Here is a 24,914-nt window from a genome sequence, read left to right on the forward strand (position 1 = left end):
TAGACCTCCTATCTAATTATAGTTAATTTTACCAACTTGCCTTCTTCATACCAGGGATTTGGCCTTTGTGCGCAAGATCTCTGATGCATAGACGGCATAAATGAAACTTCTTGTAAACTGAATGAGGTCTACCACAGCGTTCGCAACGAGTGTAATTTCTTGTTGAGAATTTAGCAGGACGTTCACTTTTTACAACTAATGCTTTTCTAGCCATATTATTTATACCCTCCTATTATTTTGCAAATGGCATACCGAATTGAGTTAACAATTCTTTGGATTCTTCGTCAGTGTTAGCAGTTGTAACAATAACGATGTCTAATCCACGTACACGGTTAACGTTATCGTAGTTAATTTCTGGGAAAATTAATTGTTCACGAATACCTAGAGTGTAGTTACCACGACCGTCAAATGAACGGTTGTTAACACCATGGAAATCACGAACACGTGGTAATGAAACGTTAACTAACTTGTCTAAGAAGTCATACATACGTTCACCACGTAGAGTAACTTTGGCACCAATTGACATACCTTCACGTAAACGGAAGCCGGCGATTGATTTCTTAGCCTTAGTTACTAGAGGTTTTTGACCAGAAATTAGAGTTAATTCTGAAACAGCTTCGTCTAAGTTCTTAGCGTTAGTAACAGCGTCACCAACACCCATGTTTAGAACGATCTTTTCAATTTTTGGAGCTTGCATAACTGAAGAGTAGTTAAACTTTTCAACTAATGCTTTTGTAATTTCATTTTTGTACTTTTCTTGTAAACGGTTTGACATGGAAAGGTATCCTCCTTTCAATTAAATTTTAATCGATTGATTTGTTTGATTTTTTAGAAATACGAACTTTCTTACCATTTTCAATTTTGAATCCAACCTTAGTTGGTTCGTTAGTTGATGGGTCAATTAACATAACGTTTGAAACATGAATAGGAGCTTCAACTTCATTAATGCCACCTTGTGGGTTAGCTTGTGAAGCTTTTTGATGTTTCTTAACAATGTTAATGCCTTCAACGATTACGCGATCTTTTGAAGCGATAGTCTTGGTAACAGTACCTTCTTTACCTTTATCCTTACCACTAATAACGCGAACTTTGTCACCGGTTTTAATAAACATTTCTTGGCACCTCCTTGGTTGACATTGATTAATTAAAGTACTTCAGGGGCTAGAGAAACGATCTTCATGAATTCGTTGTCACGTAGTTCACGCGCAACTGGTCCGAAAATACGAGTTCCCTTTGGACTTTTATCATCTTGAACAAGTACGGCAGCATTTTCATCGAAACGGATGTATGAACCATCTGCACGACGTGATACTGACTTAGTTCTTACGATTACAGCCTTAACAACGTCACCCTTTTTGACAACGCCACCTGGTGTTGCTTGTTTAACAGTAGCAACAATGATATCACCGATACCTGCATATCTTCTGCTTGATCCACCTAAAACTTTAATAGTTAAAAGTTCACGAGCACCTGAGTTATCAGCAACTTTCAAACGACTTTCTTGTTGAATCATTAGCTAATACCCTCCTTCCGGTATTTACTCAGAATACGATAAAATTCTTATGTTAGATAATAACAGCTTTTTCAACGATATTAACTAGACGGAAATTCTTAGTAGCTGATAGCTTACGTGTTTCCATAATTTCTACAACATCGCCCATTTTAGCTTCATTGTTTTCATCATGAGCCTTGTACTTCTTTGAGTACTTAACACGTTTTCCGTAAGTAGGATGTGTTTTGTAAGTTTCAACAACAACAGTGATGGTTTTGTCCATCTTGTCTGAAACAACACGGCCTCTGTAGACCTTACGCATATTACGTTCCATATTACATTGACCTCCTATCGTATTCTATTTGTTTAGTTCTTGTTGACGCAAAGCAGTTTTGATACGTGCAATGTTCTTACGAACTTGCTTCAATCTTGCAGTGTTTTCCAATTGACCAGTAGCTAATTGAAAACGAAGGTTGAATAGTTCTTCTTTATAGCTTTGTTCTTTTTCATGCATTTGAGCAGTGGTTAGTTCATTAATTTCTTTAGCCTTCATTTGATTCGCCACCTACTTCCTCACGTTTAATAATCTTTGTTCGAACAGGAAGTTTAGCTGAAGCTAAACGTAAAGCTTCTAGAGCAACTTCTTCAGAAACTCCACCAACTTCGAATAGGACTTTTCCACGTTTAACTGGAGCAACCCATCCTGCTGGAGAACCTTTACCATTACCCATACGAACCCCTACACCTTTTTCAGTGTATGACTTGTGAGGGAAAATCTTAATCCAAACTTTCCCACCACGCTTCATATGTCTTGTCATAGCAATACGACAAGCTTCGATTTGACGGTTAGTGATCCAATGTGAATCGATTGATTGTAAACCAAATTCACCGAATGAAACAGTGTTTCCACCCTTTGAATGACCACGTAACTTACCACGGTGTTCACGACGGAACTTAACACGTTTTGGTACTAGCATGTTTATTTCCCTCCTTTATCGTTTTCTTGAGCATCGTTAACTGCTTGTGGTAAAACTTCACCACGGTAGATCCAAGTTTTTACACCAATTGATCCGTAAGTAGTGTGAGCTTCTTCCCAAGCGTAGTCGATGTCTGCTCTTAGTGTATGCAATGGAACAGTTCCTTCAGCGTATGCTTCCACACGTGACATATCTGCACCATTTAGACGACCAGCAACTTGAGTTTTGATACCCTTAGCACCGGCACGACGAGAGCGTTGCATTGATTGACGCATTGCACGACGGAATGCTACACGGCCTTCCAATTGACGAGCAATGTTTTCACCAACAAGTTTTGCATCTAAATCAGGTTTCTTGATTTCGATGATGTTGATGTGAACTCTCTTACCTGTTAAATTGTTTAATTCTTTACGAAGATTTTCGACTTCTGATCCGCCTTTACCGATAACCATACCTGGTTTAGCAGTGTGAATTGAAACGTTAACACGCTTTGCAGCACGTTCGATAACAACTCTTGATACGGAAGCGTCAGCGAGTCTCTTACTAATGTATTCACGGATTTTTAGGTCTTCGTTAAGATCGTTAGCAAAGTCAGCTTTTTCAGCGTACCATTTTGCGTCCCAATCGCGAATAACTCCGACACGTAATCCAGTAGGATTTACTTTTTGACCCACGGCTAATCCCTCCTATTTTTCTGATACTACAACTGTGATATGACTAGTACGTTTGTTGATTGGAGAAGCAGAACCTTTTGCTCTTGGACGGAAACGTTTTAAAGTTGGTCCTTCGTTAACAAAAACTTCGCTTACTACCAAGTCTTCACGATCTAAATCAAAATTATTTTCTGCATTTGCTACAGCTGACATTAAAACTTTTGAAACAACTGGTGAAGCTCCTCTTGGAGTGAACTTCAAGATTGCAGCTGCTTCTGAAACGCTTTTACCTCTAATAAGATCAACTACAAGGCGGACCTTACGTGCGGCAATGCGAACAGTTCTAGCAGTAGCTTTTGCTGATGTAACTTGTTCAGCCATTTGTTATCCTCCTTGCTTAAACAGTTTTCTTATCGTCGTTTCCATGTCCATGGAAAGTACGAGTTGGTACGAATTCACCTAGTTTGTGACCTACCATATCTTCTTGAATATATACTGGAACGTTCTTTCTTCCATCATAAACAGCGATAGTGTAGCCAATGAAACTAGGGAAGATTGTTGAACGACGTGACCATGTCTTGATTACGTCTTTCTTGTCTTGGTCTTTTTGAGCATCGATTTTCTTTAAAAGATGCTTATCGGCAAAAGGTCCCTTTTTTAAACTACGAGACATTATGAAACCTCCTCTTCAAAATCTGTATAGGGAAGTGTATACCCGAAGGTATAACTTAGTTTATTACATCTTTGATCCCTTACGACGGCGAACGATGAACTTGTTGGAACGAGCCTTCTTACTACGAGTCTTCTTACCAACAGTCTTCTTGTGCCATGGTGATAATGGTGATGGGTAACCAACTGGAGCTTTACCTTCACCACCACCATGAGGGTGATCGTTAGGGTTCATTACAGAACCACGAACGTGTGGACGTTGGCCCTTGTAACGGTTACGACCAGCTTTACCAATGTTAACTAATGAGTGTTCTTCGTTACCAATGCTACCAATAGTTGCACGGTTTACTGAAAGAATCATACGAACTTCACCTGATGCTAGACGAACTAGTACGTATTTTCCTTCCTTACCCAATAGTTGAGCTGAAGTACCAGCAGAACGAACTAATTGTCCACCCTTACCTGGTTTTAATTCGATATTGTGAATAACTGTACCTACAGGGATATCCTTTAATGCTAATGCATTACCTGGTTTGATATCAGCGTTTGGTCCTGATTGAACCTTGTCGCCAACTTTTAGACCCTTAGGTGCTAGAATGTATGACTTGATACCGTCAGTGTAAACAACTAACGCAATGTTAGCAGTACGGTTTGGATCGTATTCGATAGTCTTAACGATACCATCAACGTCGTCATGGTTACGCTTGAAATCAATAATACGGTATTGATTCTTGTTACCACCACCACGGTGACGAACAGTCATATGACCATAGTTGTTACGACCAGCAGTGTGTGACTTAGGAGCCAATAATGACTTTTCAGGTTTTGAAGTAGTCAAAACACTGTAGTCAATGCTAGTCATGTTACGACGACCATTACTGGTTGCCTTGTATTTTTTAATAGCCACGGTGTTTTCCTCCTAAATTGATATTTTATTTATTGCTAAATAAGTTAATTTCTTTTGAATCATTTGATAAAGTAACGATCGCTTTACGACGCTTCTTAGTGTAACCTGAGAAACGACCTTGGCGCTTTAGCTTACCTTTAAGATTCATAATATTTACATTTGCAACTTTAACATCAAAGATGTCTTGAATTGCGTTCTTCACTTGTGTTTTAGTTGCTCGTAAGTCAACATCAAAAGTGTATTTCTTTTCGTCCATCATAGCAGTTGATTGTTCTGTAATAACGGGACGTAGGATAATATCACGTGATTCCATTATGCGAGCACCTCCTCTACTTGAGAAAGAGCAGCCTTTGTGATGACAATCTTGTCACTGTTTACAACGCTCAATGTGTTTAAACCTTTAGCTGAAACGATTTCAACGTTCTTTAGGTTACGAGCTGATAATACAGCGTTCTTGTTGTCTTCTTCCAAGACTACTAATGTCTTAGTTGAAGCATTTAGCTTGTTTAGTGCTTCTGAGAAGTCTTTAGTCTTAGGAGCATCGAAGCTTAATGAGTCAACAACTACGAAGTTGTCGTTAGCAACCTTTTCTGATAGAACAGACTTGATAGCTAGACGGCTAACCTTCTTTGGTAAGTGGTAGCTGTATGAACGAGGAGTTGGTCCGAAGACAATTCCACCCCCACGCCATTGTGGTGAACGGATTGAACCTTGACGAGCACGTCCAGTACCCTTTTGACGCCATGGCTTCTTACCACCACCTCTAACAGCGCTTCTGTTCTTTACAGCGTGTGTACCTTGGCGCATTGATGCTCTTTGCATCAAAACAACGTCAAATACAACACTGTCGTTTTGTTCGATAGCAAAGATTTCATCGTTTAATTCAACGTTTCCGTTCTTGCTACCATCTTGTTTGTATAATGCTACGCTTGTCATTTATGGTTCCTCCTTTCTTATTTTTGTGATCCGCGAGCTGCAGATTTAACAGTTAGGAATGACTTGTTGGCACCAGGAACGTTACCCTTAATTAGGATTACGTTGTTGTCAACGTCAGCCTTAACTACTTCAAGATTTTGAATAGTAACTTGCTTGTTACCCATTCTACCTGGTAATTTCATACCCTTAGTAACACGGTTGATAATTACACCAAGTGAACCAGGACGACGGTGGTATCTAGAACCGTGAGTTTCAGGACCTCTAGCTTGACCATCCTTATGAATGTTACCTTGGTAACCATGACCCTTTGTGATACCTGTTACATCTACGATGTCACCGGCTTCAAAAATGTCTGCCTTGATTTCGTCTGCTACATTGTAATCGCTAAGCTCAACATCTCTGATTTCTTTAATGAAGCGCTTAGGATTTGTATTTGCTTTTGCTACATGACCTTTTTCTGGTTTGTTACTTAAAACATCACGTTTGTCTTCGTAACCAAGTTGGATAGCGTTGTATCCATCAGTTTCAGTTGATTTAGTTTGTAGAACAACGTTTGGAGTTACATCTACAACAGTAACTGGTACTAATTCACCGTTTTCAGTGAAAACTTGAGTCATTCCGACTTTTCTACCTAAGATTCCTTTTCTGGTCATGAGTACACCTCCGATATATTGTAATTTTGATTAATTATAGTTTAATTTCGATATCAACACCGCTTGGTAAATCAAGCTTCATTAGTGAATCAACTGTTTTTGGTGTTGGGTTTAAGATGTCGATAAGACGTTTGTGAGTCAACATTTCAAATTGTTCACGTGACTTCTTAAACTTATGTGGTGAAGCTAGAACAGTATAAACAGTTCTATCTGTTGGCAATGGAATTGGACCAGAAACACTAGCACCAGTTCTTTGCGCAGTAGCCACAATCTTTTCAGCTGATTGATCTAAAGTACGGTGTTCATATGCCTTTAAACGGATACGAATCTTTTGCTTTGCCATTATTTTCCCTCCTCGTCTGTATTTTAAATACGACTAACTCCGTGGAAATTACCGGCGCACCCTTCATGACAAAGTGGCCGGGTGTGTCGCAACCTCCCACATCAACGCTTTTCTCATATCTGCTTGAGAGCATACTAATCCCTCGAACAGGTACTTGTATATAATACTAGATTTTCTGCGGTGTTTCAAGGGTTTTCACTCATTTTATTGAAATTATTTTTAAATTTTTTAATTCAAACTTTTTTCAAAAAATTGAAATTTTTTTATTTTTTCTTCCATATTATGTTTATTCGATCATAAAACTAAATTATCAAATCAAATAAAAAAACAAAAAAATATTATTAAATTTATTTTTTATCTATATTTATAGAAGAAATCCCATTTTTTATGAATAATTTTTTTATGTACAAAAAAAGAAGCGTTGAAATTAATCAACACTTCTTAATTTAGAAACACTAATTACTTGTTTCCACCGTTCTTTTCAATAATTTCTTCTTGAACTGCGGCTGGAACTGGTGAGTAGTGATCGAATGTCATTGAGAAAGTACCTCTACCTTGAGATGCTGAACGCAATGTAGTTGCGTAACCGAACATTTCTGATAGTGGAACCATAGCATGGATTAGTTGAGCTTTGTTTCTAACTTCCATACCGTCAACGTTACCACGACGTGCAGTAACTTGTCCCATAACATCACCCATGTATTCTTCTGGAACCACGATATCAACTTTCATGATTGGTTCTAGGATAACTGGGCCAGCTGACTTAGCAGCATTTCTTAATGCTAATGATGCAGCAACCTTAAATGCAGCTTCTGATGAATCGACATCATGGTAACTACCATCATATAACTTAGCCTTAACGTCAATCAATGGGTAACCAGCAAGAACACCGTTTGCCATTGATTCTTTTAGACCTTGTTCAACTGAAGGAATGTATTCACGAGGAACAACCCCACCAACGATAGCATTTTCGAATTCGAAACCTTTACCAGTTTCATTTGGAGTAAATTCAATCCAAACGTCACCATATTGACCTTTACCACCAGATTGACGAACGAATTTACCTTGAGCCTTAGTTGGCTTAGTAAATGCTTCTCTGTAGGCAACTTGTGGTTGACCAATAGTAGCTTCAACCTTGAATTCACGTTTCATACGGTCAACGATGATGTTCAAGTGAAGTTCACCCATTCCGGCGATAATAGTTTCACCAGTTTCGTTATCAGTTTCAGCCTTAAATGTAGGATCTTCTTCTGATAGCTTTTGTAGGGCAATGTTCATCTTGTCTTGGTCAGCTTTAGTCTTAGGTTCAACAGACACAGAAATAACTGGATCTGGGAATACCATTGATTCTAGGTGTAATGGGTGCTTTTGATCAGTTAGTGAGTCACCAGTAGTGGTGTTCTTCAAACCGATAGCGGCAGCGATATCACCAGAGAATACTTCTGGGATTTCAGTTCTATCATTTGAGTGCATTTGTAGTAAACGACCAACACGTTCACGTTTGTCCTTAGTTGCGTTAAGAACGTATGAACCTGATTCTAGAGTACCTTGGTATACACGAATGAAAGTTAAACGACCAACGAATGGGTCAGTTGCAACCTTAAATGCTAGGGCAGCAAATGGCTTGCTGTCATCAGCCTTAAGTTCAACATCTTCACCTGATTCAGGGTCAGTAGCCTTGTATGGACGAACATCAAGTGGTGATGGTAAGAAGTCCAATACGGCGTCCATTAACATTTGGATACCCTTGTTCTTGAATGCTGAACCAGCTAATACTGGGTAGTATTCTAGGTTAAGAGTACCTTGACGGATGGCAGCCTTGATTTCAGGTACAGAAATTTCTTCACCTTCAAGGTATTTTTCCATGATTCCGTCGTTGATGTCAGCAAGTGATTCGATTAAGTTAGCACGTGCTTCATCAGCTTTTTCTTTGTATTCGTCAGGAATATCAACGATATCGTAGTTTGAACCATTTTCATCTAGATCGTAGATGTATGCTTTCATTTCTACTAAGTCGATAACACCTTGGAAAGTGTCTTCCTTACCGATAGGAATTTGGATAGCGTGTGCGTTAGCATCTAGACGTTCGTGTAGAGATTCTACAGAAGCTTCGAAGTCAGCACCTAGCTTATCCATCTTGTTAGCGAATACGATACGAGGAACTTCGTATTCTGAAGCTTGACGCCAAACAGTTTCTGTTTGAGGTTCAACCCCAGCAGCAGCATCCAAGATAGTAATTGAACCATCTAGAACACGTAGTGAACGTTCAACTTCGGCAGTGAAGTCCACGTGTCCTGGTGTATCGATGATGTTGATACGAGTATCTTTCCAACGTGCAGTAGTAGCAGCTGAAGTGATAGTGATACCACGTTCTTGTTCTTGTACCATCCAGTCCATTTGTGAAGCACCATCATGAGTTTCACCAATTTTGTGGATTCTACCAGTGTAGTACAAGATACGTTCAGTAGCAGTAGTCTTACCGGCATCAATATGAGCAGTGATACCGATATTACGAGTTTTTTCTAATGGGAATTCACGTTTGTTAGCCATTATAAAAAGTTTCTCCTCTCAAAAATAAATCTCTTTTGTAAAAAAGTGGCTAATATAATAACACATTAGCCACTCAATTAAATGTACAAATAAGTTTGTACGTTTATTTTACCAACGGTAGTGAGCAAATGCACGGTTAGCTTCTGCCATCTTATGAGTGTCTTCACGTTTCTTAACTGAAGCACCTGTGTTGTTAGCAGCATCCATAAGTTCACGACCTAGGCGTTCAACCATTGTGTGTTCACCACGTAGACGTGCGTAGTTTACGATCCAACGTAAACCTAGAGTAACACGACGGTCAGGACGTACTTCGATAGGAACTTGGTAGTTTGATCCACCAACACGACGAGCCTTAACTTCTAGTACAGGCATAACGTTGTTCATAGCTTCTTCGAATACGTCAACTGGGTCATTTCCAGTTTCTTTCTTAATAAGATCAAATGCACCATATAAAATTTCTGATGCAGTTCCTCTCTTACCATCTAACATCAAACGGTTAATTAAGCTTGAAACCAATTTTGAGTTGTAGATTGGATCAGGAAGAACTTCACGTTTTTGAACATTTCCTTTTCTTGGCATTTAAAAATCCTCCTTGTTTTCTTATAGCGGAATAAATGTTTTAGTCTTTAGGCTTCTTAGTACCGTATTTTGAACGACCTTGACGACGGTCAGCAACACCGGCAGTATCTAGAGCACCACGAACGATGTGGTAACGTACCCCAGGTAAATCCTTAACACGACCACCACGAATTAAAACAACACTATGTTCTTGAAGGTTGTGACCAATACCAGGAATGTATGCAGTAACTTCAATCAAGTTTGAAAGTCTAACACGGGCGTACTTACGTAGAGCTGAGTTAGGCTTCTTTGGAGTCATAGTACCAACACGGGTAGCTACTCCACGTTTTTGAGGAGCAGGGTTGTTAGTTTGCTTCTTCTTGTAACTGTTGTACCCATGGTTTAAAGCTGGGGCTTTTGATTTAGAACTTCTAGAATGACGACCTTTACGTACTAATTGGTTAATAGTAGGCATCTAAAAATTCCTCCTTCCAATAAAATTTATTTTTAAGTCCACACATCCAGGTGGTTCTTTTTTATGTAAAAGTTCACCGGATGAATAAGCACTTAATAATATTATCACGACGTCTCATTTGTGTCAATGAAACTTAGGAATTCTTTCGTAAATAATATTGGAGGTTTTAAATATGTTTTTATTCATTTTATTTATCCTGGGTTCTTCCTTTGGATCGTTTCTCACTGCCCTATTCTATCGACTAGAACATCAAGAAAATCTACTCGGATTTTCTCATTGTGATGTCTGCAAACATCCACTAGAAGTGATTGATTTAATCCCTATCTTCTCTTATCTACTCAATCATGGTAGATGCAGGTACTGTCATAAGACCTACTCGAGTTTCTCGTTTGTAAACGAAGTGTTCTTAGGCACAATCTTTCCATTAATATTTATTGAAACCAGAAGTATGCTGCCATTGCTTATCATTGTTTATCTTTTCTACTTAAGTCTAGAAGATATGCACAAGCAAATGGTTTCAAGTATTATTCTACACTCACTGCTATTAATTGTTTTTATTTTTGCTCTCCCCTTCTCTAGAATTTTGATATTAATGCCAATTTATTTTTTCTTCTACCTTTTAAACTACAACTATCACTTCATCGGTGAAGCAGATATCGATCTGTTTGCGATTTTGTTTCTGTTAACCGGTAATCATATTCTATTAATTATCTTTGTAGCCAGTCTCTTTGCCTTAGTCGCCTATCCGTTTATCAAACAAGTCAGCGGTAAAATCCCGTTTATTCCATTTATATATCTATCCTATTTGATGTTTCTATGTATAAAAAAATAGCAACCGCTATTCAGCGATTGCTATTTTTAAGTTGTAAATTATTGGTTATTTACGTCTTCTTCATTCATACGTTTTTCAATTTGGCTAATTGAGTAAACGTCGTTTGAATCAACTTTTGGTGATTCTTGTTCTTCAACTTTAGCGTTGATTTCACCGTAAGTCTTCATTCCAGTACCAGCTGGAATTAGCTTACCAATAATAACATTTTCCTTAAGACCAACTAATGGATCGTTCTTTCCACGGATGGCAGCATCTGTTAGAACACGAGTAGTTTCTTGGAATGATGCAGCTGATAAGAAACTGTTAGTTTCTAGGGCAGCCTTAGTAATACCTAAGATAACTGGACGTGCAGTTGCTGGAATCTTACCAGAAATAACTGCGTCAGCATTAGCTTCCTTAAAGTCGTTAATATCCATTAAAGTACCTGGAAGAACGTCAGTGTCACCTGAGTCCATGATTCTTACCTTACGTAGCATTTGACGAACCATGATTTCAGCATGCTTATCACTAACTTCTACCCCTTGCATACGGTAAGTCTTTTGAACTTCACTTAGCAAGTATACTTCAGTTGATAGTGAGTCACGAACCTTGATTAGTTCCTTAGGATCAATTGAACCTTCGTTAATAGCTTGTCCACGACGGATGAAGTCACCTTCAGCCACGTTCATACGAGCATTAATTGGAACTTTGTAAGTTCTAGTGTCGGCGTCACCCTTAACAGTAACTTCCTTCACTCTTTCAGCAGGGTTTTCTTCAATTAGAGATACAGTACCTGTAACTTCAGTAATTTCTGCTTTACCTTTAGGGTTTCTAGCTTCGAAGATTTCTTGAACACGAGGAAGACCTTGTGTGATATCGGCGTTACCAGCAACCCCACCGGTATGGAAGTTACGCATAGTTAATTGAGTACCAGGTTCACCAATTGATTGAGCAGCAACAGTACCAACTGCTTCACCAACTTCTACAGGTGAACCAGTAGCTAAGTTACGACCGTAACATTTTTCACAAACCCCGTGAACTGTGTTACAAGTGAATGCAGAACGAATTTCAACTTCTTCAATTCCAGCAGCTTCAATTGCTTCAGCTTCAGGTTCGTTAATCATTTGGTTATGCTTAACAATTACTTCACCAGTTTCTGGGTTCTTAACTGTCTTCATAGCATATCTACCAATGATTCTATCGTATAGAGGTTCAATCATTTCGTTACCTTGCTTCAATGCAGCAACGATAACTCCACGGTCAGTGTTACAATCTTCTTCTCTGATAATAACGTCTTGAGCCACATCAACTAGACGACGAGTTAAGTAACCTGAGTTGGCAGTCTTCAAGGCAGTATCAGTCATACCCTTACGGGCACCGTGGGTAGAAATGAACATTTCAAGAACTGATAGACCTTCACGGAAGTTAGCAGTGATAGGTAGTTCCATGATTTCACCATTAGGTGCGGCCATCAAACCACGCATACCAGCTAATTGAGTAAAGTTAGAGATGTTACCACGGGCACCAGAGTCACTCATCATAAAGATAGGGTTTTGAGGATCGAAGTTCTTCAACAAGTCGTTTTGAATTTCATCCTTAGCATCACTCCAGATACCGATAACTCTTTCGTAACGTTCTTGGTCAGTAATTAAACCACGACGGAATTGTTTTGTAACGTTTTCAACTTTTTTGTGTGAATCAGCAATAATTTGAGGTTTTGACTTAAGGTCAGTAACATCAGTGATACCAACAGTTAAACCTGACTTAGTTGATTCGTTGTAACCTAAGTCCTTCATTCTATCTAGTAGTTGTGAAGTTTCAGTTACCTTGTATTGCTTGTAAACTTCAGCAATGATGTCTGATAAGAAACCTTTCTTGAAGGCACCGTTTAGAGGGGCATTCTTCAAGTGTTCATGGATATCTTCACCAGGTTCTAAGAAGAAACTGTCAGATAAGTGACCATGTAGGTTAGTATCAGTTGGTTCGTTCAAGTATTGGAATGTCTTTGGAAGAATACCGTTGAAGATAATCTTACCAATAGTTGTTACCAAAATCTTGTCCTTTTGTTCGTCAGTGAATGGCTTTTCGCTCATTGATGAAGCGGCAATACCAACACGAGTGTGCCAGTGAGTTAAACCACTTTGGTATGAAAGTTTAGCTTCTTCAGGTGTGTTGAAGATCATACCTTCACCTTCACGGCCTTCTTCTTCCATAGTTAGGTAGTAGTTACCGATAACCATATCTTGAGAAGGAGCAACGATTGGGTTTCCATCACGAGGGGCAAGAATATGAGTAGCAGCTAGCATCAATAGTCTTGATTCAGCTTGTGCTTCGTCTGATAAAGGAACGTGGATGGCCATTTGGTCACCATCAAAATCGGCGTTGTAAGCTTCACAAGCTAATGGGTGAAGACGCATTGATTTACCTGAAACCAATACTGGTTCGAATGCTTGAATACCTAATCTATGCAATGTAGGCGCACGGTTAAGTAATACTGGATGTTCCTTAATTACGTCATCCAATACATCGAATACTTCTTCATCTTTACGTTCGATTTGACGTTTAGCAGACTTAATGTTTGAAGCACTACCACGTTTTACAAGTTCTTTCATAATGAAAGGCTTGAATAATTCCATGGCCATTGGAACTGGAAGTCCCATTTGGTTGAACTTCAAGAATGGTCCAACATCAATAACAGAACGACCAGAGTAGTCAACACGCTTACCAAGTAAGTTTTGTCTGAAACGACCTTGCTTACCTTTAAGCATGTGTGATAGTGACTTAAGTGGACGGTTACCAGGACCGGCAACAGGACGACCACGACGACCGTTATCGATTAAAGCATCAACAGCTTCTTGTAGCATACGTTTTTCGTTTTGAACGATGATACCAGGAGCATGTAGATCTAACAATCTCTTTAGACGGTTATTTCTGTTAATAACACGACGGTACAAGTCGTTTAAGTCAGAAGTGGCGAAACGGCCACCTTCTAGTTGTACCATTGGTCTTAAGTCAGGTGGAATAACTGGAATTGCTTCCATTACCATCCATGACAAGTCATTACCTGATTGTAGGAATGCTTCTAGAATATCTAGACGTCTAACCGCTCTAACACGCTTTTGACCAGTAGCCTTCTTTAGTTCATCTTTTAGTTCAGCAACTTCTTTATTGATATCAACATTGTTCAATAAAGTTCTAATTGCTTCAGCACCAATCTTAGCTTCGAAACGGTTACCGTATTCAAGTTTCTTTTCACGGTAATCTTGTTCTGAGATTAGTTGCTTGTTTTCTAGTGGAGTATCACCAGGATCTGTAACAACGTATGAAGCAAAGTAGATAATTTCTTCCAAAGCACGTGGGCTCATGTCTAATACAAGACCCATACGACTTGGAATTCCTTTGAAGTACCAAATGTGAGTTACTGGAGCAGCTAATTCAATGTGACCCATACGTTCACGACGTACTTTAGCACGTGTAACTTCTACTCCACAACGATCACAGACGATACCCTTGTATCTAATACGTTTATATTTACCACAAGCACATTCCCAATCCTTTGTAGGACCGAAAATTCTTTCGTCGAATAGACCATCTTTTTCTGGTTTTAAAGTTCTGTAGTTGATAGTTTCTGGCTTTTTAACTTCACCAAATGACCAACTACGAATTTTATCAGAAGAAGCTAATCCAATTTGCATGCTTGAAAATTTGTTTACATCGACCAATGGATAGTCCCCTTTCTTTATTCCTTAAAGTTGGTGTTTGCTTTGTCGTCTTGTTCAGACTTTTCTTCATCTTTTTCTTCTTGTTCTTTCTTTTGCTTTTCAGCTAGTTTGCTTAAAGCATCAACGTTAACAACACCGTCGTCTTCTTCGCTGTCTAAGTCACGAAGTTCGATTTCTTGGTTGTCTTCGTTAAGAACCTTCATGTCTAATCCTAGAGCTTGAAGTTCTTTTACAAGAACACGGAATGATTCAGGAACACCTGGCTTAGGAATTGGTTCACCCTTAACAATAGCTTCGTATGTCTTAACACGACCAACAACGTCATCTGACTTGTAAGTCAAGATTTCTTGTAGTGTGTATGCGGCACCATAAGCTTCTAGGGCCCAAACTTCCATTTCACCAAAACGTTGTCCACCAAATTGTGCTTTACCACCAAGTGGTTGTTGAGTAACTAGTGAGTAAGGTCCAATTGAACGAGCATGGATCTTATCGTCAACCATGTGAGCAAGTTTCAAGTAGTGCATTACACCAACTGCAACACGTTTATCGAATGGTTCACCGGTTCTACCATCGTAAACAACTGACTTACCGTCTGAAGCCATACCAGCTTCCTTAACAGCGTCCCAGATATCTGAATCACGAGCACCATCGAATACCGGAGTACTTACGTGGATACCTAGTTTTCTAGCAGCCATACCTAAGTGTAATTCAAGAACTTGTCCAATGTTCATACGTGAAGGCACACCCATGGGACTCAATAGGATGTCAATTGGAGTACCATCTGGTAAGTAAGGCATATCTTCTTCAGGAATAACAATGGAAACAGTACCCTTGTTACCGTGACGACCAGACATCTTGTCCCCTACTTGGATCTTACGTTTTTGAGCAATGTAAACTCGAACCATCTTGTTTACACCTGGTGCTAATTCATCACCATTTTCTCTAGTGAAGACCTTAACGTCTTGAACGATACCGCCACCACCGTGAGGTACACGTAGTGAAGTATCACGGACTTCTCTAGACTTTTCACCGAAGATAGCATGTAGTAAACGTTCTTCAGCTGATAATTCTGTTACACCCTTAGGAGTAACCTTACCAACCAAGATGTCACCATCATGTACTTCAGCACCAATTCTGATAGTTCCTTCTTCGTCAAGGTTTCTTAAAGCGTCTTCCCCAACGTTAGGAATTTCTCTAGTCATTTCTTCAGGTCCAAGTTTGGTATCTCTAGTTTCTGATTCGTATTCTTCAATATGAATTGAAGTGTATACATCTTCTCGAACTAATCTTTCTGAAATACCAATGGCATCTTCGAAGTTGTAACCTTGCCAAGTCATGAACGCAACAACTGGGTTTTGACCTAAAGCAAGTTCTCCGTTTTCCATTGAAGGACCGTCAGCTAGAATTTCATCAGCGTCAACCTTGTCGTTTACACGAACGATTGGACGTTGGTTGTAGTTCTTACCACCGTTTGAACGTTGGAACTTCATTAGCTTGTAAGTATCTAATGAACCGTCTTCTCTTCTAACACGTACTTCGTCAGCGTCAACGTATTCAACAGTACCTGGGTGTTTACAGATTAAAGCAACACCAGAGTCATGAGCTGCCTTGTATTCGATACCAGTACCAACTAGTGGCGCATGTGGGTTAACCAAAGGAACAGCTTGACGTTGCATGTTGGCACCCATCAAGGCACGGTTGGAGTCATCGTTTTCCAAGAAAGGAATACATGCAGTGGCAACTGAAACTACTTGCTTAGGAGAAACGTCCATGTAGTCAACGTTTTCAATCTTAGTTTCAATATTGTTTGACTTGTATCTAGCCATAACAACATCGTTCTTGAATGATCCGTCTTCATTTAATGGAGAGTTAGCTTGAGCAACTACGAAGTTATCTTCTTCGTCAGCTGATAAGTAATCAATCTTATCAGTTACTTTGTGAGTATCCCATGATACACGACGGTAAGGTGTTTCCACGAAACCGTACTTGTTAACCTTAGAATAACTTGAAAGTGAGTTAATCAAACCAATGTTAGGACCTTCAGGAGTTTCAATAGGACAAATACGACCATAGTGAGTGTAGTGAACGTCACGAACTTCATATCCGGCACGGTCTCTGGTCAAACCACCAGGTCCCAATGCAGATAGACGACGTTTATGAGTTAATTCACCCAATGGGTTAGTTTGGTCCATGAATTGTGACAATTGTGATGAACCAAAGAATTCCTTAATTGAAGCTACTACAGGACGAATGTTGATTAATTGTTGTGGAGTAACAGTAGTAGTATCTTGAATTGACATACGTTCTCTTACTACACGTTCCATTCTTGCTAGACCAATTCTGAATTGGTTTTGTAGTAATTCACCAACAGAACGGATACGACGGTTACCTAAATGGTCAATATCATCAGGTTCACCAATTCCTTCTTGCAAGTTGAAGAAGTAGTTGATAGCAGAAATGATATCTGCTGGAGTGATGTGATGGTAATCCAATGAGATGTTGTCGTTTCCAATCATGTTAACAACATGATCTGGATCTTTTTCTGATTGTACTTTGATGATTTGCACAGTCATTGGTTCTGGAACAACTGATTGTTCTGAAGGGTTGAAAGTGTATGCCTTGAAGTCTTCGCGGTCCAAGTAAGGAGCTAATTCCTTCATGACATTCTTATCAATTACAGTACCCTTCTTAGCAATAATTTCACCAGTATCTGGATCAGCTAAAGTTTCAGCAAGGGTTAATCCTAGTAAACGAGTCTTTAGGCTTAACTTGTTGTTAGTCTTGTATCTACCAACAGGAGCCATGTCGTAACGTTTTGGATCGAAGAAACGAGTAGTCAATAGGCTACGAGATGAATCAGCAGTCTTAGGTTTACCCGGACGTAGACGTTCGTAAATGTCCTTTAATGCTTCTTCAACACGTGAATCTTCAGTGTCTTTGTGGACATCTTTTTCAAGAGTCAATGAAAGACTATCATTGCTACCCAAAATTTGAGTAATTTCGTCATCTGAACCGAAACCTAATGCACGAACTAGTTCAGTAATTGGTAGCTTTCTAGTTCTATCAATACGAACGTATGATAAGTTCTTTGCGTCAGTTTCGAATTCCATCCAGGCACCACGGTTAGGAATTACAGTAGTACCATAGCTGATACGTCCATTCTTGTCTTCTTCTTTGTGGAAGAATACACCAGGAGAACGAACTAATTGTGAAACAATTACACGTTCTGCCCCGTTAATAATGAAAGTACCTTGATCAGTCATCAATGGGAAATCGCCAAAGAATACATCTTGGGTCTTAATTTCACCAGTTTCATGATTGGTCAATTTCAATGTAATATGAAGTGGAGCTGAGTAGTTAGCCTCATGATCTCTTGCTTCATTAACAGTGTACTTAGGTTCTAATAATTGGTAATCAACGAATTCTAAGGATAGTTTTCCTTGGAAATCATCAATTGGCATAATGCTGTTAAACATTTCACGCAAACCTTCATCTAAGAACCACTTGTATGAATCGGTTTGAATTTCAATTAAATTAGGTAAATCAAGAACTTCCTTGATTTGAGAGTAACTTCTACGAATACGGTGTTTACCATATTTAACTAAATGTCCTGCCAAGTTCTTCACCCCTCCAAAAATTTCTACGCAAGTGAAATATTACAATTGTGTTACAAATGCATTTTTTTACCCTTTTTATCTAAAAATGAGCAAAAAAAAACCAAAATAAGCAATTCAAATTGAAGCTTATTTTTGGTTAATATAGGCGTGTCTGACGGACAATAGATCGCCGACACACATTTCACTTCGTAGTTATATATCTGTATGATACTCTCGAAGGTATATAAAGTCAAGATTTAGACAATAAAAAAGAGGGATGATTCCCTCTTTTTTATTATGCCTTAACGGCTTCTTTTTTAGTGATTGTAATCTTGCCTTTAGATGCTCCAATTGAAACGTCATCCCCTGGTTTAATTTCACCAGAAAGAATTTCTTCAGAAACTTTATCTTCGACATCGTTTTGCAATGCGCGACGAATTGGACGAGCACCGTATTCAGGATTGAAACCATTCTTAGCAATCAATTCGATTGCTGCTGGGGTCATCTTCACGTTGATGCCTAAGTCGTGAACTCGTTTCAACAAATCGTTAGACATTAATTTAACAATTTCTTGAACTTGTTTTTCGTTTAGTTCGTGGAAGATGATTGTTTCATCGATACGGTTTAAAAATTCTGGTCTGAAGAATCTCTTCATTTGTTCTTCGACTGTCTTTCTCATTAGCTTGTAGTTTTCATCGTCATGATCTAGTTCAGCACCAAAACCAACAGTCTTCTTATCACGTAGTGTTCTAGCACCTAAGTTAGAAGTCATTATTAAGACAGTGTTTCTAAAGTCGACATGTCTACCCTTAGAATCTGTTAGGTATCCATCATCTAATACTTGTAGTAGCAAGTTGAAGACATCTGGATGAGCCTTTTCTACTTCATCGAATAGAACAACTGAGTATGGATGTTGTCTTACCTTTTCAGTCAATTGGCCACCTTCATCGTATCCAACGTATCCTGGAGCTGAACCAACCATTCGAGAAGCGGATTCTTTTTGCATGTATTCTGACATATCAATTCTGATAATGTCGTCCTTTGAACCAAACATTTCTTCAGCTAAGTCCTTAGCTAATTCAGTCTTACCAACACCGGTAGGTCCTAAGAAAATGAATGAACCGATTGGTCTGTTTGGATCCTTGATACCACTTCTAGCACGTCTAATTGCACGTGATACAGCAGAAACGGCTTCGTTTTGACCAATAATCTTCTTGTGTAGGATTGATTCTAGGTTAACCAAACGCTTGCTGTCAGCCTTGGTCATCTTAGTTACTGGAACACCAGTCCATTCTGAGACAACTTTAGCGACATCTTCACCAGTTTCTTCGATATCGAAGTTGTGGTCTTCTTGACGTTGCTTTTTGATATCAGCGGTTTCTTGACGCTTAGTCTTTAGTTCTTCTTGTAGTTCTTGTTCCTTTTGACGAAGTGAAACAGCATCTTCGAAGCGTTGTTCTTCGATGGCGCTTTCCATTTGAGTACTGTATTCGTTGATTTTGTTTTCTAGTTCTTCTAATGGATTGTTTTCGTCTAGGTTATTGATTTTAACCATTGCAGCAGCTTCATCCATCAAGTCGATTGCCTTATCAGGTAGGAAACGGTTGCTGATGTATCTGCTTGATAAATCAACGGCCTTTTCGATTGCGTCATCGGTAATCTTTACTTGGTGATGGCTTTCGTACTTAGGACGAATTCCCTTTAGAATTTCGACAGCTTCATCTCTAGTAGGTTCATCAACTGAAACAGTTGCGAATCTTCTAGCCAATGCACCATCTTTTTCGATGTACTTTTGGTATTCATCCAAAGTAGTAGCACCGATTGTTTGAAGATCTCCTCTAGCAAGTGCTGGCTTTAGGATGTTAGACGCATCGATAGCTCCTTCAGCACCACCGGCACCCATTAGAGTGTGTAGTTCGTCAATGAATAGGATTACGTTACCTACTGACTTGATTTCACTGATAATCTTCATTAGACGTTTTTCAAACTCACCACGGTACTTAGTACCAGCGACTAGAGTTCCCATTTCAAGCATCATGATCCGTTTGTTTTGCATGTCTTCTGGAACTTGTCTGTGAGCAACCTTTAATGCCAAGCCTTCAACAACGGCAGTCTTACCTACCCCTGCTTCCCCGATTAGCACTGGGTTGTTCTTAGTACGACGACTAAGAATTTGAATTACACGTTTGATAACATCGTCTCTACCAATAGTAGGATCGATTAGACCATCCTTGGCTGACTTAGTAAGGTCAGTCGCAAGTGAGTCTAATGTAGGAGTAGTTCCGTTGTTGCGAGCTGCTTTAGTTCCTGGTAGTGGAATGTTCTTTGAGTTTGAACTTGAATCACCTGGAAATCCCATCTTACGTAATAGTACCTTCTTTACCTCATTTACTTCGACCACGTTTAGTGCCACTAGAATTCTAGCAGCTAAAGTGTCTGGAGTATCTAGGATGGCAAGTAATAAGTGTTCTGTTCCTATCTTAATTGCACCGTATTTCTTCGCAATTTGACCAGATAAGGTCAAGATTGCTTCAGCCTTAGGTGAGTATGGTAGGTATGTGTCCTTGTCTGAATCTGTTAGGTTACCGTATCCAACCAAGATTTCCATTTCGCCTTTAATATCATCTTCGTGAACATCGCATTGCTTTAAGGCTGACTTTGCGATGCCGTTATCTTCCATTGATAAAGCTAGTAATAAGTGTTCTGTCCCAATCCCTTGGTGGCCAAACACTTTGGCTTGTTCTTGTGCCAAAATCAATACGTTCTTTGCGCTTGGAGTAAAAATGTTATCCATATCGTGCCTCACTTTCTAGCTTTTGTATCTTAAATGATCAAGTATTGCGACCATTATATTCGCTCTAATTTCATTTTCAAGTAGTTTGTTGCCGACAGCTAGTGTCTGCTTCTTAATAGATGCTAACACTAAATCAGCTTCATTGTCAGTAATTAGATTATTTAACACCAAAGTGTTGATAATTGCCTTACCTTCACGTTGAGTTAAACCGTCGCCAATGGCATTAATCAGCGTATCTAAAATATCTATATTATCAAGCAGCTTCACCTTTTCAATACGAATGTATCCACCGCCTCCACGCTTACTTTCGACTACGTATCCATTTTGAATGGTAAACCTAGTCTTAATAACGTAGTTAATTTGTGATGGAACCACATCGAAATGGCTGGCAATATCAGATCTACTTATTTCGACTCTCTCGTCTTCAGCAATCATTTCCTTTAAATACTTCTCAATAATATCTGAAATATTCTTACCCTGCATAATACCACCTCTTTCTTTGACTAATTCTGACTATAATTATACGGACTTATATTGAAAATGCAAAGATTTTTAACGAAAAACAAAAAAGAGAAAACAAATTAATGTTTTCTCTTTGGGTTATATTATCGGGAAGACAGGATTCGAACCTGCGACCCCCTGGTCCCAAACCAGGTGCTCTACCAAGCTGAGCTACTTCCCGAAAATAAAAAAATGCACCCAGTAGGAGTCGAACCTACAACCTTCTGATTCGTAGTCAGACACTCTATCCAGTTGCGCTATGGGTGCATAATAGTATTAAATTATTTGAAATGCCGAGGACCGGGATCGAACCGGTACGGTTATCACTAACCGCAGGATTTTAAGTCCTGTGCGTCTGCCAATTCCGCCACCCCGGCAGAACTATGCAAAAGCGGAAGACGGGATTCGAACCCGCGACCCCCACCATGGCAAGGTGATGTTCTACCACTGAACTACTTCCGCATAATGCCGACTAGATGATTCGAACACCCGACCTCTTCATTACTAGTGAAGCGCTCTAGCCAACTGAGCTAAGTCGGCAGCAATTATGCAAATTGCAAATGCGGGCGAAGGGATTCGAACCCCCACTTCCATAAGGAAACTAGAACCTAAATCTAGCGCGTCTGCCAGTTCCGCCACGCCCGCATGATTATATTAAAATGTATATGGCATAGAGCCAATGAGCCGTGGCAGGTTCGAACTGCCGACCCTCTGATTAAAAGTCAGATGCTCTACCGGCTGAGCTAACGGCTCATATGGAGGATACAGGGCTCGAACCTGTGACCTCCTGCTTGTAAGGCAGATGCTCTCCCAACTGAGCTAATCCTCCATGAGGTCTTTCAAGTTATCTCTTAACAAGACAACTATTTAATAATATCATTTCTAACAAGCAATGTCAACAAGAAATTTTACTTAATTGTTGATATGACTCGCTTCTGAGCCGTTCTCTTTAACTCAACAAAAAATATTATATCTAAATTTCTGCTGTCTGTCTACCCCTTTTTTCAAAAAAATAAAAAAGCGACAATCTTTAGATTATCGCTTTAGTTATAACTATTCAATTAGTCTTCTTTTTCAATCTTAGTCTTACCACCCATGTATGGTTGTAGTACTTCTGGAATGTTGATTGATCCATCTTCATTTTGGAAGTTTTCTAGGATAGCAGCTACAGTTCTACCAACAGCTAAACCAGAACCGTTTAGAGTGTGAACGTATTGTAACTTGCCGTTTTCATCCCTGTATTGGATGTGTGCACGACGTGCTTGGAAATCGGTTGTGTTTGAACAACTTGAGATTTCACGGTAACGACCTTGTGCTGGCATCCATACTTCGATGTCATGAGTCATTGCAGCAGTGAAACTCATGTCACTAGTAGTTAGTGTAATTACGTGGTAAGGAATACCTAACATCTTCAATAGGTCTTCAGCGTGTGCAGTAATGCTTTCTAGTGCATCCCATGATTGTTCAGGCTTAGTGAATTGAACCATTTCTACCTTATTGAATTGGTGTAAACGAATTAAACCTCTAGTATCTCTCCCGGCACTACCAGCTTCTGATCTAAATGCTGGTGATAGTGCAGTGAACTTAACTGGGAGTTTGTCTGCATCCATTACTTCATCTCTGTAGTAGTTTACCAATGGTACTTCGGCAGTAGGAATCATTGTTAAATCACTGTCAGCGATTTCGAAACCGGCCTTTGTTTCCTTAAACTTAGGGAATTGACCAGTACCAAACATTGATGCTGAGTTCACCATGTATGGTGGTAATACTTCCTTGTAACCAGCCTTAGCGTTTTGGTCTAAGTAGAAGTTGTAGATGGCACGTTCTAGTTGTGCACCTGCACCCATGTAGTAAACAAAACGACTACCAGCAACCTTAGCACTTGCTTCGAAGTCTAAGATGCCTAGTTTTTCACCTAGGTCCCAGTGATGGTTTGGTTCGAAGTCAAACTTACGAGGTTCACCGTATTTTCTTAGTTCAACGGCACCTTCTTCAGTCAAACTAACTGGAACTTCATCGGCTGGAATGTTTGGTAAGTGTGCAGCCAAGTCTTGTTGATCTTGTTCAACCTTTTCAAGTTGTTCATCTAATTCCTTAACTTCCTTACCTACTTGTTGCATTTCAGCAATGGCATCAGCAGCGTCTTCCTTGTTACGCTTTGCTTCCGCAATCTTCTTTGATACTTCATTCTTCTTAGCTTTTAATCCTTCACTTTTTACGATTAGTTCACGACGCTTTTCATCGTAACCTAATAGTTCATCGATTGTTTCAGCTTTGATATTTCTAGTAGCTAACTTTTCCTTAACCCAGTCAGCGTTTTGACGAATCATTTTCATATCTAACATAGTAAATACCTCCAATTTTGCAAATAAAAAAGAAGACCTCCATCCATTGGGACGAAGGTCTTCTTTTCGCGGTACCACCCAAGTTCTTAGCACATGCTAAACACTCGTTTGGAGATAACGGTCACCTGCCGTGTAGCATTACCTACCCGCTTTTGCGTATGCCGGAATTTCGACTTGCAATTCACACCAACCATTGCATCTCTTTACTGTCTACTTAAAAACATACCTTGCGTTTATTTGTTGACTCAATAATATTATAAAAAAATGTGATTGGCAACTATTTTAAGTTCAATTCAGCAATTTTTTCGTCAATTTGTTTTAGAACTGCTGCTAAGTCTTCATCGTTTTCGATAAAGTCAAACTTGTCACCGTCAATTTGCATCTTAGGAGATAAGTCGTAGTTGTCATACCAGTCGTTATAACGACTATTTAAGTCTTGGTAATAGTTGTATAGTTCTGGATCTTTATCAACTTGTTCATAACTTCTACCACGTTTTTTGATTCGTTTTAACATGGTATCGAACGAAATGTTGATGTGGATTAATAAGTCAGGATTTTTTTGGTTCAATGAACCAGGAATTTCTTCCATCATATTTTCCAACAACGAATCGTAGATATCAGCTTCAGTTGAAGTAGCACGTTTCATATCAGCATTCAATCTAAATAGTAATGAATCTTCGTAGATAGAACGGTCCATAACGCTTAACTTTTCGTTGTGGGCCTTTTCAATATTGTTTAGGCGAGTATTTAAGAAGTAGATTTGCAATAAAAATGCATACTTCTTAGGATCCTTATAAAACAAAGGAAGAATTTCGTTATCGTCCACTGATTCGTAATATCCTGTTGAATCAAGATGAGCAGATAGGATCTTAGTTAAAGAGGTTTTTCCGGCTCCAATGGTTCCAGCAAGTACTATCATAATAATCTCCTTA

The 24,914-nt window shown here is 39.2% G+C and carries 25 protein-coding genes and 8 tRNA genes; 1 reads left to right on the top strand and 32 read right to left on the bottom strand.

Translation table 11 applies throughout. The features are described from left to right. Positions 1-28: 28 nt before the first annotated feature. The 18 genes from RZ78_RS05085 to rpsL form a co-directional block, all read right to left on the bottom strand. Complete coding sequence (locus RZ78_RS05085; protein WP_034531514.1) at positions 29-214, bottom strand: type Z 30S ribosomal protein S14; 186 nt, start codon at positions 212-214, stop codon at positions 29-31. An 18-nt stretch (positions 215-232) separates the two neighbouring features. Next, entirely contained in the window at positions 233-775 is a 543-nt protein-coding gene (gene rplE / locus RZ78_RS05090; RefSeq protein ID WP_034534416.1) for a 50S ribosomal protein L5, read from the bottom strand. Between the two features lie 28 nt (positions 776-803). After that, complete coding sequence (rplX, locus tag RZ78_RS05095) at positions 804-1,112, bottom strand: 50S ribosomal protein L24 (protein WP_034531511.1); 309 nt, start codon at positions 1,110-1,112, stop codon at positions 804-806. 32 nt (positions 1,113-1,144) lie between these two features. Next, positions 1,145-1,513 (bottom strand): 50S ribosomal protein L14, encoded by a 369-nt coding sequence (rplN, locus tag RZ78_RS05100; protein ID WP_034531509.1) that lies wholly within the window; start codon positions 1,511-1,513, stop codon positions 1,145-1,147. Positions 1,514-1,565: 52 nt separating this feature from the next. Next, complete coding sequence (gene rpsQ / locus RZ78_RS05105) at positions 1,566-1,826, bottom strand: 30S ribosomal protein S17 (protein WP_034531507.1); 261 nt, start codon at positions 1,824-1,826, stop codon at positions 1,566-1,568. Positions 1,827-1,850: 24 nt separating this feature from the next. Further along, a complete protein-coding gene (gene rpmC / locus RZ78_RS05110) occupies positions 1,851-2,045 on the bottom strand; it encodes a 50S ribosomal protein L29 (protein WP_034531506.1) in 195 nt (64 codons plus the stop codon). Further along, positions 2,035-2,469, bottom strand: coding sequence for a 50S ribosomal protein L16 (rplP, locus tag RZ78_RS05115; protein WP_034531505.1), 435 nt, complete (start codon positions 2,467-2,469; stop codon positions 2,035-2,037). Before rplP ends, rpmC begins: the two co-directional genes overlap by 11 nt. A 2-nt stretch (positions 2,470-2,471) precedes the next feature. After that, the gene (gene rpsC, locus RZ78_RS05120; protein WP_034531504.1) at positions 2,472-3,143 is read right to left on the bottom strand and encodes a 30S ribosomal protein S3; all 672 of its coding nucleotides are present in this window, start codon (positions 3,141-3,143) and stop codon (positions 2,472-2,474) included. A 12-nt stretch (positions 3,144-3,155) separates the two neighbouring features. Continuing rightward, positions 3,156-3,503: a 50S ribosomal protein L22 gene (gene rplV, locus RZ78_RS05125; RefSeq protein ID WP_034531503.1), complete on the bottom strand. Its 348-nt coding sequence runs from the start codon at positions 3,501-3,503 to the stop codon at positions 3,156-3,158. Between the two features lie 16 nt (positions 3,504-3,519). Next, the gene (gene rpsS, locus RZ78_RS05130) at positions 3,520-3,795 is read right to left on the bottom strand and encodes a 30S ribosomal protein S19 (RefSeq protein ID WP_034531502.1); all 276 of its coding nucleotides are present in this window, start codon (positions 3,793-3,795) and stop codon (positions 3,520-3,522) included. A 63-nt stretch (positions 3,796-3,858) separates the two neighbouring features. Continuing rightward, positions 3,859-4,698 carry a 50S ribosomal protein L2 gene (gene rplB, locus RZ78_RS05135; RefSeq protein ID WP_034531499.1) on the bottom strand — a complete coding sequence of 280 codons (840 nt, stop codon included), beginning with the start codon at positions 4,696-4,698 and terminating at the stop codon, positions 3,859-3,861. Between the two features lie 25 nt (positions 4,699-4,723). Further along, positions 4,724-5,011, bottom strand: coding sequence for a 50S ribosomal protein L23 (gene rplW, locus RZ78_RS05140; RefSeq protein ID WP_034531498.1), 288 nt, complete (start codon positions 5,009-5,011; stop codon positions 4,724-4,726). Further along, positions 5,011-5,634: a 50S ribosomal protein L4 gene (gene rplD / locus RZ78_RS05145; RefSeq protein WP_034531497.1), complete on the bottom strand. Its 624-nt coding sequence runs from the start codon at positions 5,632-5,634 to the stop codon at positions 5,011-5,013. The genes rplW and rplD overlap by 1 nt, the downstream gene beginning before the upstream one ends. Positions 5,635-5,651: 17 nt before the next feature. After that, positions 5,652-6,287: a 50S ribosomal protein L3 gene (gene rplC / locus RZ78_RS05150; RefSeq protein ID WP_034531496.1), complete on the bottom strand. Its 636-nt coding sequence runs from the start codon at positions 6,285-6,287 to the stop codon at positions 5,652-5,654. Positions 6,288-6,321: 34 nt separating this feature from the next. Beyond that, the gene (gene rpsJ, locus RZ78_RS05155; RefSeq protein ID WP_034531495.1) at positions 6,322-6,630 is read right to left on the bottom strand and encodes a 30S ribosomal protein S10; all 309 of its coding nucleotides are present in this window, start codon (positions 6,628-6,630) and stop codon (positions 6,322-6,324) included. 459 nt (positions 6,631-7,089) lie between these two features. Further along, on the bottom strand, positions 7,090-9,180 hold the full coding sequence (fusA, locus tag RZ78_RS05160) for an elongation factor G (protein ID WP_054608321.1): 2,091 nt from the start codon (positions 9,178-9,180) through the stop codon (positions 7,090-7,092). A 108-nt stretch (positions 9,181-9,288) separates the two neighbouring features. Next, positions 9,289-9,759 (bottom strand): 30S ribosomal protein S7, encoded by a 471-nt coding sequence (rpsG, locus tag RZ78_RS05165; protein ID WP_034531493.1) that lies wholly within the window; start codon positions 9,757-9,759, stop codon positions 9,289-9,291. A gap of 40 nt (positions 9,760-9,799) precedes the next feature. Continuing rightward, positions 9,800-10,213, bottom strand: coding sequence for a 30S ribosomal protein S12 (gene rpsL / locus RZ78_RS05170; RefSeq protein ID WP_034531492.1), 414 nt, complete (start codon positions 10,211-10,213; stop codon positions 9,800-9,802). Positions 10,214-10,385: 172 nt separating this feature from the next. Between rpsL and RZ78_RS07615 the strand changes: the two genes are divergently transcribed. Then, a complete protein-coding gene (locus tag RZ78_RS07615; protein ID WP_054608322.1) occupies positions 10,386-11,045 on the top strand; it encodes a prepilin peptidase in 660 nt (219 codons plus the stop codon). A gap of 38 nt (positions 11,046-11,083) precedes the next feature. On the opposite strand, the gene rpoC is transcribed toward RZ78_RS07615, so the two are convergent. From rpoC to RZ78_RS05245, 14 genes are all read right to left on the bottom strand, one after another. Further along, positions 11,084-14,746, bottom strand: coding sequence for a DNA-directed RNA polymerase subunit beta' (rpoC, locus tag RZ78_RS05180; protein WP_041152920.1), 3,663 nt, complete (start codon positions 14,744-14,746; stop codon positions 11,084-11,086). A gap of 17 nt (positions 14,747-14,763) precedes the next feature. Then, positions 14,764-18,372 carry a DNA-directed RNA polymerase subunit beta gene (locus RZ78_RS05185; protein ID WP_054608323.1) on the bottom strand — a complete coding sequence of 1,203 codons (3,609 nt, stop codon included), beginning with the start codon at positions 18,370-18,372 and terminating at the stop codon, positions 14,764-14,766. A 265-nt stretch (positions 18,373-18,637) separates the two neighbouring features. Beyond that, positions 18,638-21,136, bottom strand: coding sequence for an ATP-dependent Clp protease ATP-binding subunit (locus RZ78_RS05190; protein WP_054608324.1), 2,499 nt, complete (start codon positions 21,134-21,136; stop codon positions 18,638-18,640). A gap of 15 nt (positions 21,137-21,151) precedes the next feature. Continuing rightward, entirely contained in the window at positions 21,152-21,619 is a 468-nt protein-coding gene (locus tag RZ78_RS05195; protein WP_054608325.1) for a CtsR family transcriptional regulator, read from the bottom strand. A gap of 125 nt (positions 21,620-21,744) precedes the next feature. After that, positions 21,745-21,818 (bottom strand) — tRNA-Pro (locus tag RZ78_RS05200). 12 nt (positions 21,819-21,830) lie between these two features. Further along, positions 21,831-21,904: transfer RNA gene (locus tag RZ78_RS05205), tRNA-Arg, on the bottom strand. Positions 21,905-21,928: 24 nt separating this feature from the next. Beyond that, positions 21,929-22,014, bottom strand: a tRNA-Leu gene (locus tag RZ78_RS05210). 13 nt (positions 22,015-22,027) lie between these two features. Continuing rightward, positions 22,028-22,099 (bottom strand) — tRNA-Gly (locus RZ78_RS05215). Positions 22,100-22,103: 4 nt separating this feature from the next. Next, positions 22,104-22,177, bottom strand: a tRNA-Thr gene (locus tag RZ78_RS05220). 21 nt (positions 22,178-22,198) lie between these two features. After that, positions 22,199-22,282: transfer RNA gene (locus tag RZ78_RS05225), tRNA-Leu, on the bottom strand. 35 nt (positions 22,283-22,317) lie between these two features. After that, positions 22,318-22,390, bottom strand: a tRNA-Lys gene (locus tag RZ78_RS05230). 3 nt (positions 22,391-22,393) lie between these two features. Then, a tRNA-Val gene (locus RZ78_RS05235) sits at positions 22,394-22,466 on the bottom strand. A 232-nt stretch (positions 22,467-22,698) separates the two neighbouring features. Further along, entirely contained in the window at positions 22,699-23,982 is a 1,284-nt protein-coding gene (gene serS / locus RZ78_RS05240) for a serine--tRNA ligase (RefSeq protein WP_054608326.1), read from the bottom strand. 277 nt (positions 23,983-24,259) lie between these two features. Beyond that, positions 24,260-24,901 carry a deoxynucleoside kinase gene (locus RZ78_RS05245; RefSeq protein ID WP_053791941.1) on the bottom strand — a complete coding sequence of 214 codons (642 nt, stop codon included), beginning with the start codon at positions 24,899-24,901 and terminating at the stop codon, positions 24,260-24,262. Positions 24,902-24,914 lie beyond the last annotated feature (13 nt).

It is taken from the genome of Apilactobacillus kunkeei (genome assembly GCF_001308195.1).
Lineage (GTDB): Bacteria > Bacillota > Bacilli > Lactobacillales > Lactobacillaceae > Apilactobacillus > Apilactobacillus kunkeei_C.

Bases quoted from the DNA above. Each gene is read 5' to 3' on its own strand.
- RZ78_RS05085 (WP_034531514.1), bottom strand. From the start codon at position 214: ATGGCTAGAAAAGCATTAGTTGTAAAAAGTGAACGTCCTGCTAAATTC.
- rplE (WP_034534416.1), bottom strand. From the start codon at position 775: ATGTCAAACCGTTTACAAGAAAAGTACAAAAATGAAATTACAAAAGCA.
- rplX (WP_034531511.1), bottom strand. From the start codon at position 1,112: ATGTTTATTAAAACCGGTGACAAAGTTCGCGTTATTAGTGGTAAGGAT.
- rplN (WP_034531509.1), bottom strand. From the start codon at position 1,513: ATGATTCAACAAGAAAGTCGTTTGAAAGTTGCTGATAACTCAGGTGCT.
- rpsQ (WP_034531507.1), bottom strand. From the start codon at position 1,826: ATGGAACGTAATATGCGTAAGGTCTACAGAGGCCGTGTTGTTTCAGAC.
- rpmC (WP_034531506.1), bottom strand. From the start codon at position 2,045: ATGAAGGCTAAAGAAATTAATGAACTAACCACTGCTCAAATGCATGAA.
- rplP (WP_034531505.1), bottom strand. From the start codon at position 2,469: ATGCTAGTACCAAAACGTGTTAAGTTCCGTCGTGAACACCGTGGTAAG.
- rplV (WP_034531503.1), bottom strand. From the start codon at position 3,503: ATGGCTGAACAAGTTACATCAGCAAAAGCTACTGCTAGAACTGTTCGC.
- rpsS (WP_034531502.1), bottom strand. From the start codon at position 3,795: ATGTCTCGTAGTTTAAAAAAGGGACCTTTTGCCGATAAGCATCTTTTA.
- rplW (WP_034531498.1), bottom strand. From the start codon at position 5,011: ATGGAATCACGTGATATTATCCTACGTCCCGTTATTACAGAACAATCA.
- rplD (WP_034531497.1), bottom strand. From the start codon at position 5,634: ATGACAAGCGTAGCATTATACAAACAAGATGGTAGCAAGAACGGAAAC.
- rplC (WP_034531496.1), bottom strand. From the start codon at position 6,287: ATGACCAGAAAAGGAATCTTAGGTAGAAAAGTCGGAATGACTCAAGTT.
- rpsJ (WP_034531495.1), bottom strand. From the start codon at position 6,630: ATGGCAAAGCAAAAGATTCGTATCCGTTTAAAGGCATATGAACACCGT.
- fusA (WP_054608321.1), bottom strand. From the start codon at position 9,180: ATGGCTAACAAACGTGAATTCCCATTAGAAAAAACTCGTAATATCGGT.
- rpsG (WP_034531493.1), bottom strand. From the start codon at position 9,759: ATGCCAAGAAAAGGAAATGTTCAAAAACGTGAAGTTCTTCCTGATCCA.
- rpsL (WP_034531492.1), bottom strand. From the start codon at position 10,213: ATGCCTACTATTAACCAATTAGTACGTAAAGGTCGTCATTCTAGAAGT.
- RZ78_RS07615 (WP_054608322.1), top strand. From the start codon at position 10,386: ATGTTTTTATTCATTTTATTTATCCTGGGTTCTTCCTTTGGATCGTTT.
- RZ78_RS05190 (WP_054608324.1), bottom strand. From the start codon at position 21,136: ATGGATAACATTTTTACTCCAAGCGCAAAGAACGTATTGATTTTGGCA.
- RZ78_RS05195 (WP_054608325.1), bottom strand. From the start codon at position 21,619: ATGCAGGGTAAGAATATTTCAGATATTATTGAGAAGTATTTAAAGGAA.
- serS (WP_054608326.1), bottom strand. From the start codon at position 23,982: ATGTTAGATATGAAAATGATTCGTCAAAACGCTGACTGGGTTAAGGAA.
- RZ78_RS05245 (WP_053791941.1), bottom strand. From the start codon at position 24,901: ATGATAGTACTTGCTGGAACCATTGGAGCCGGAAAAACCTCTTTAACT.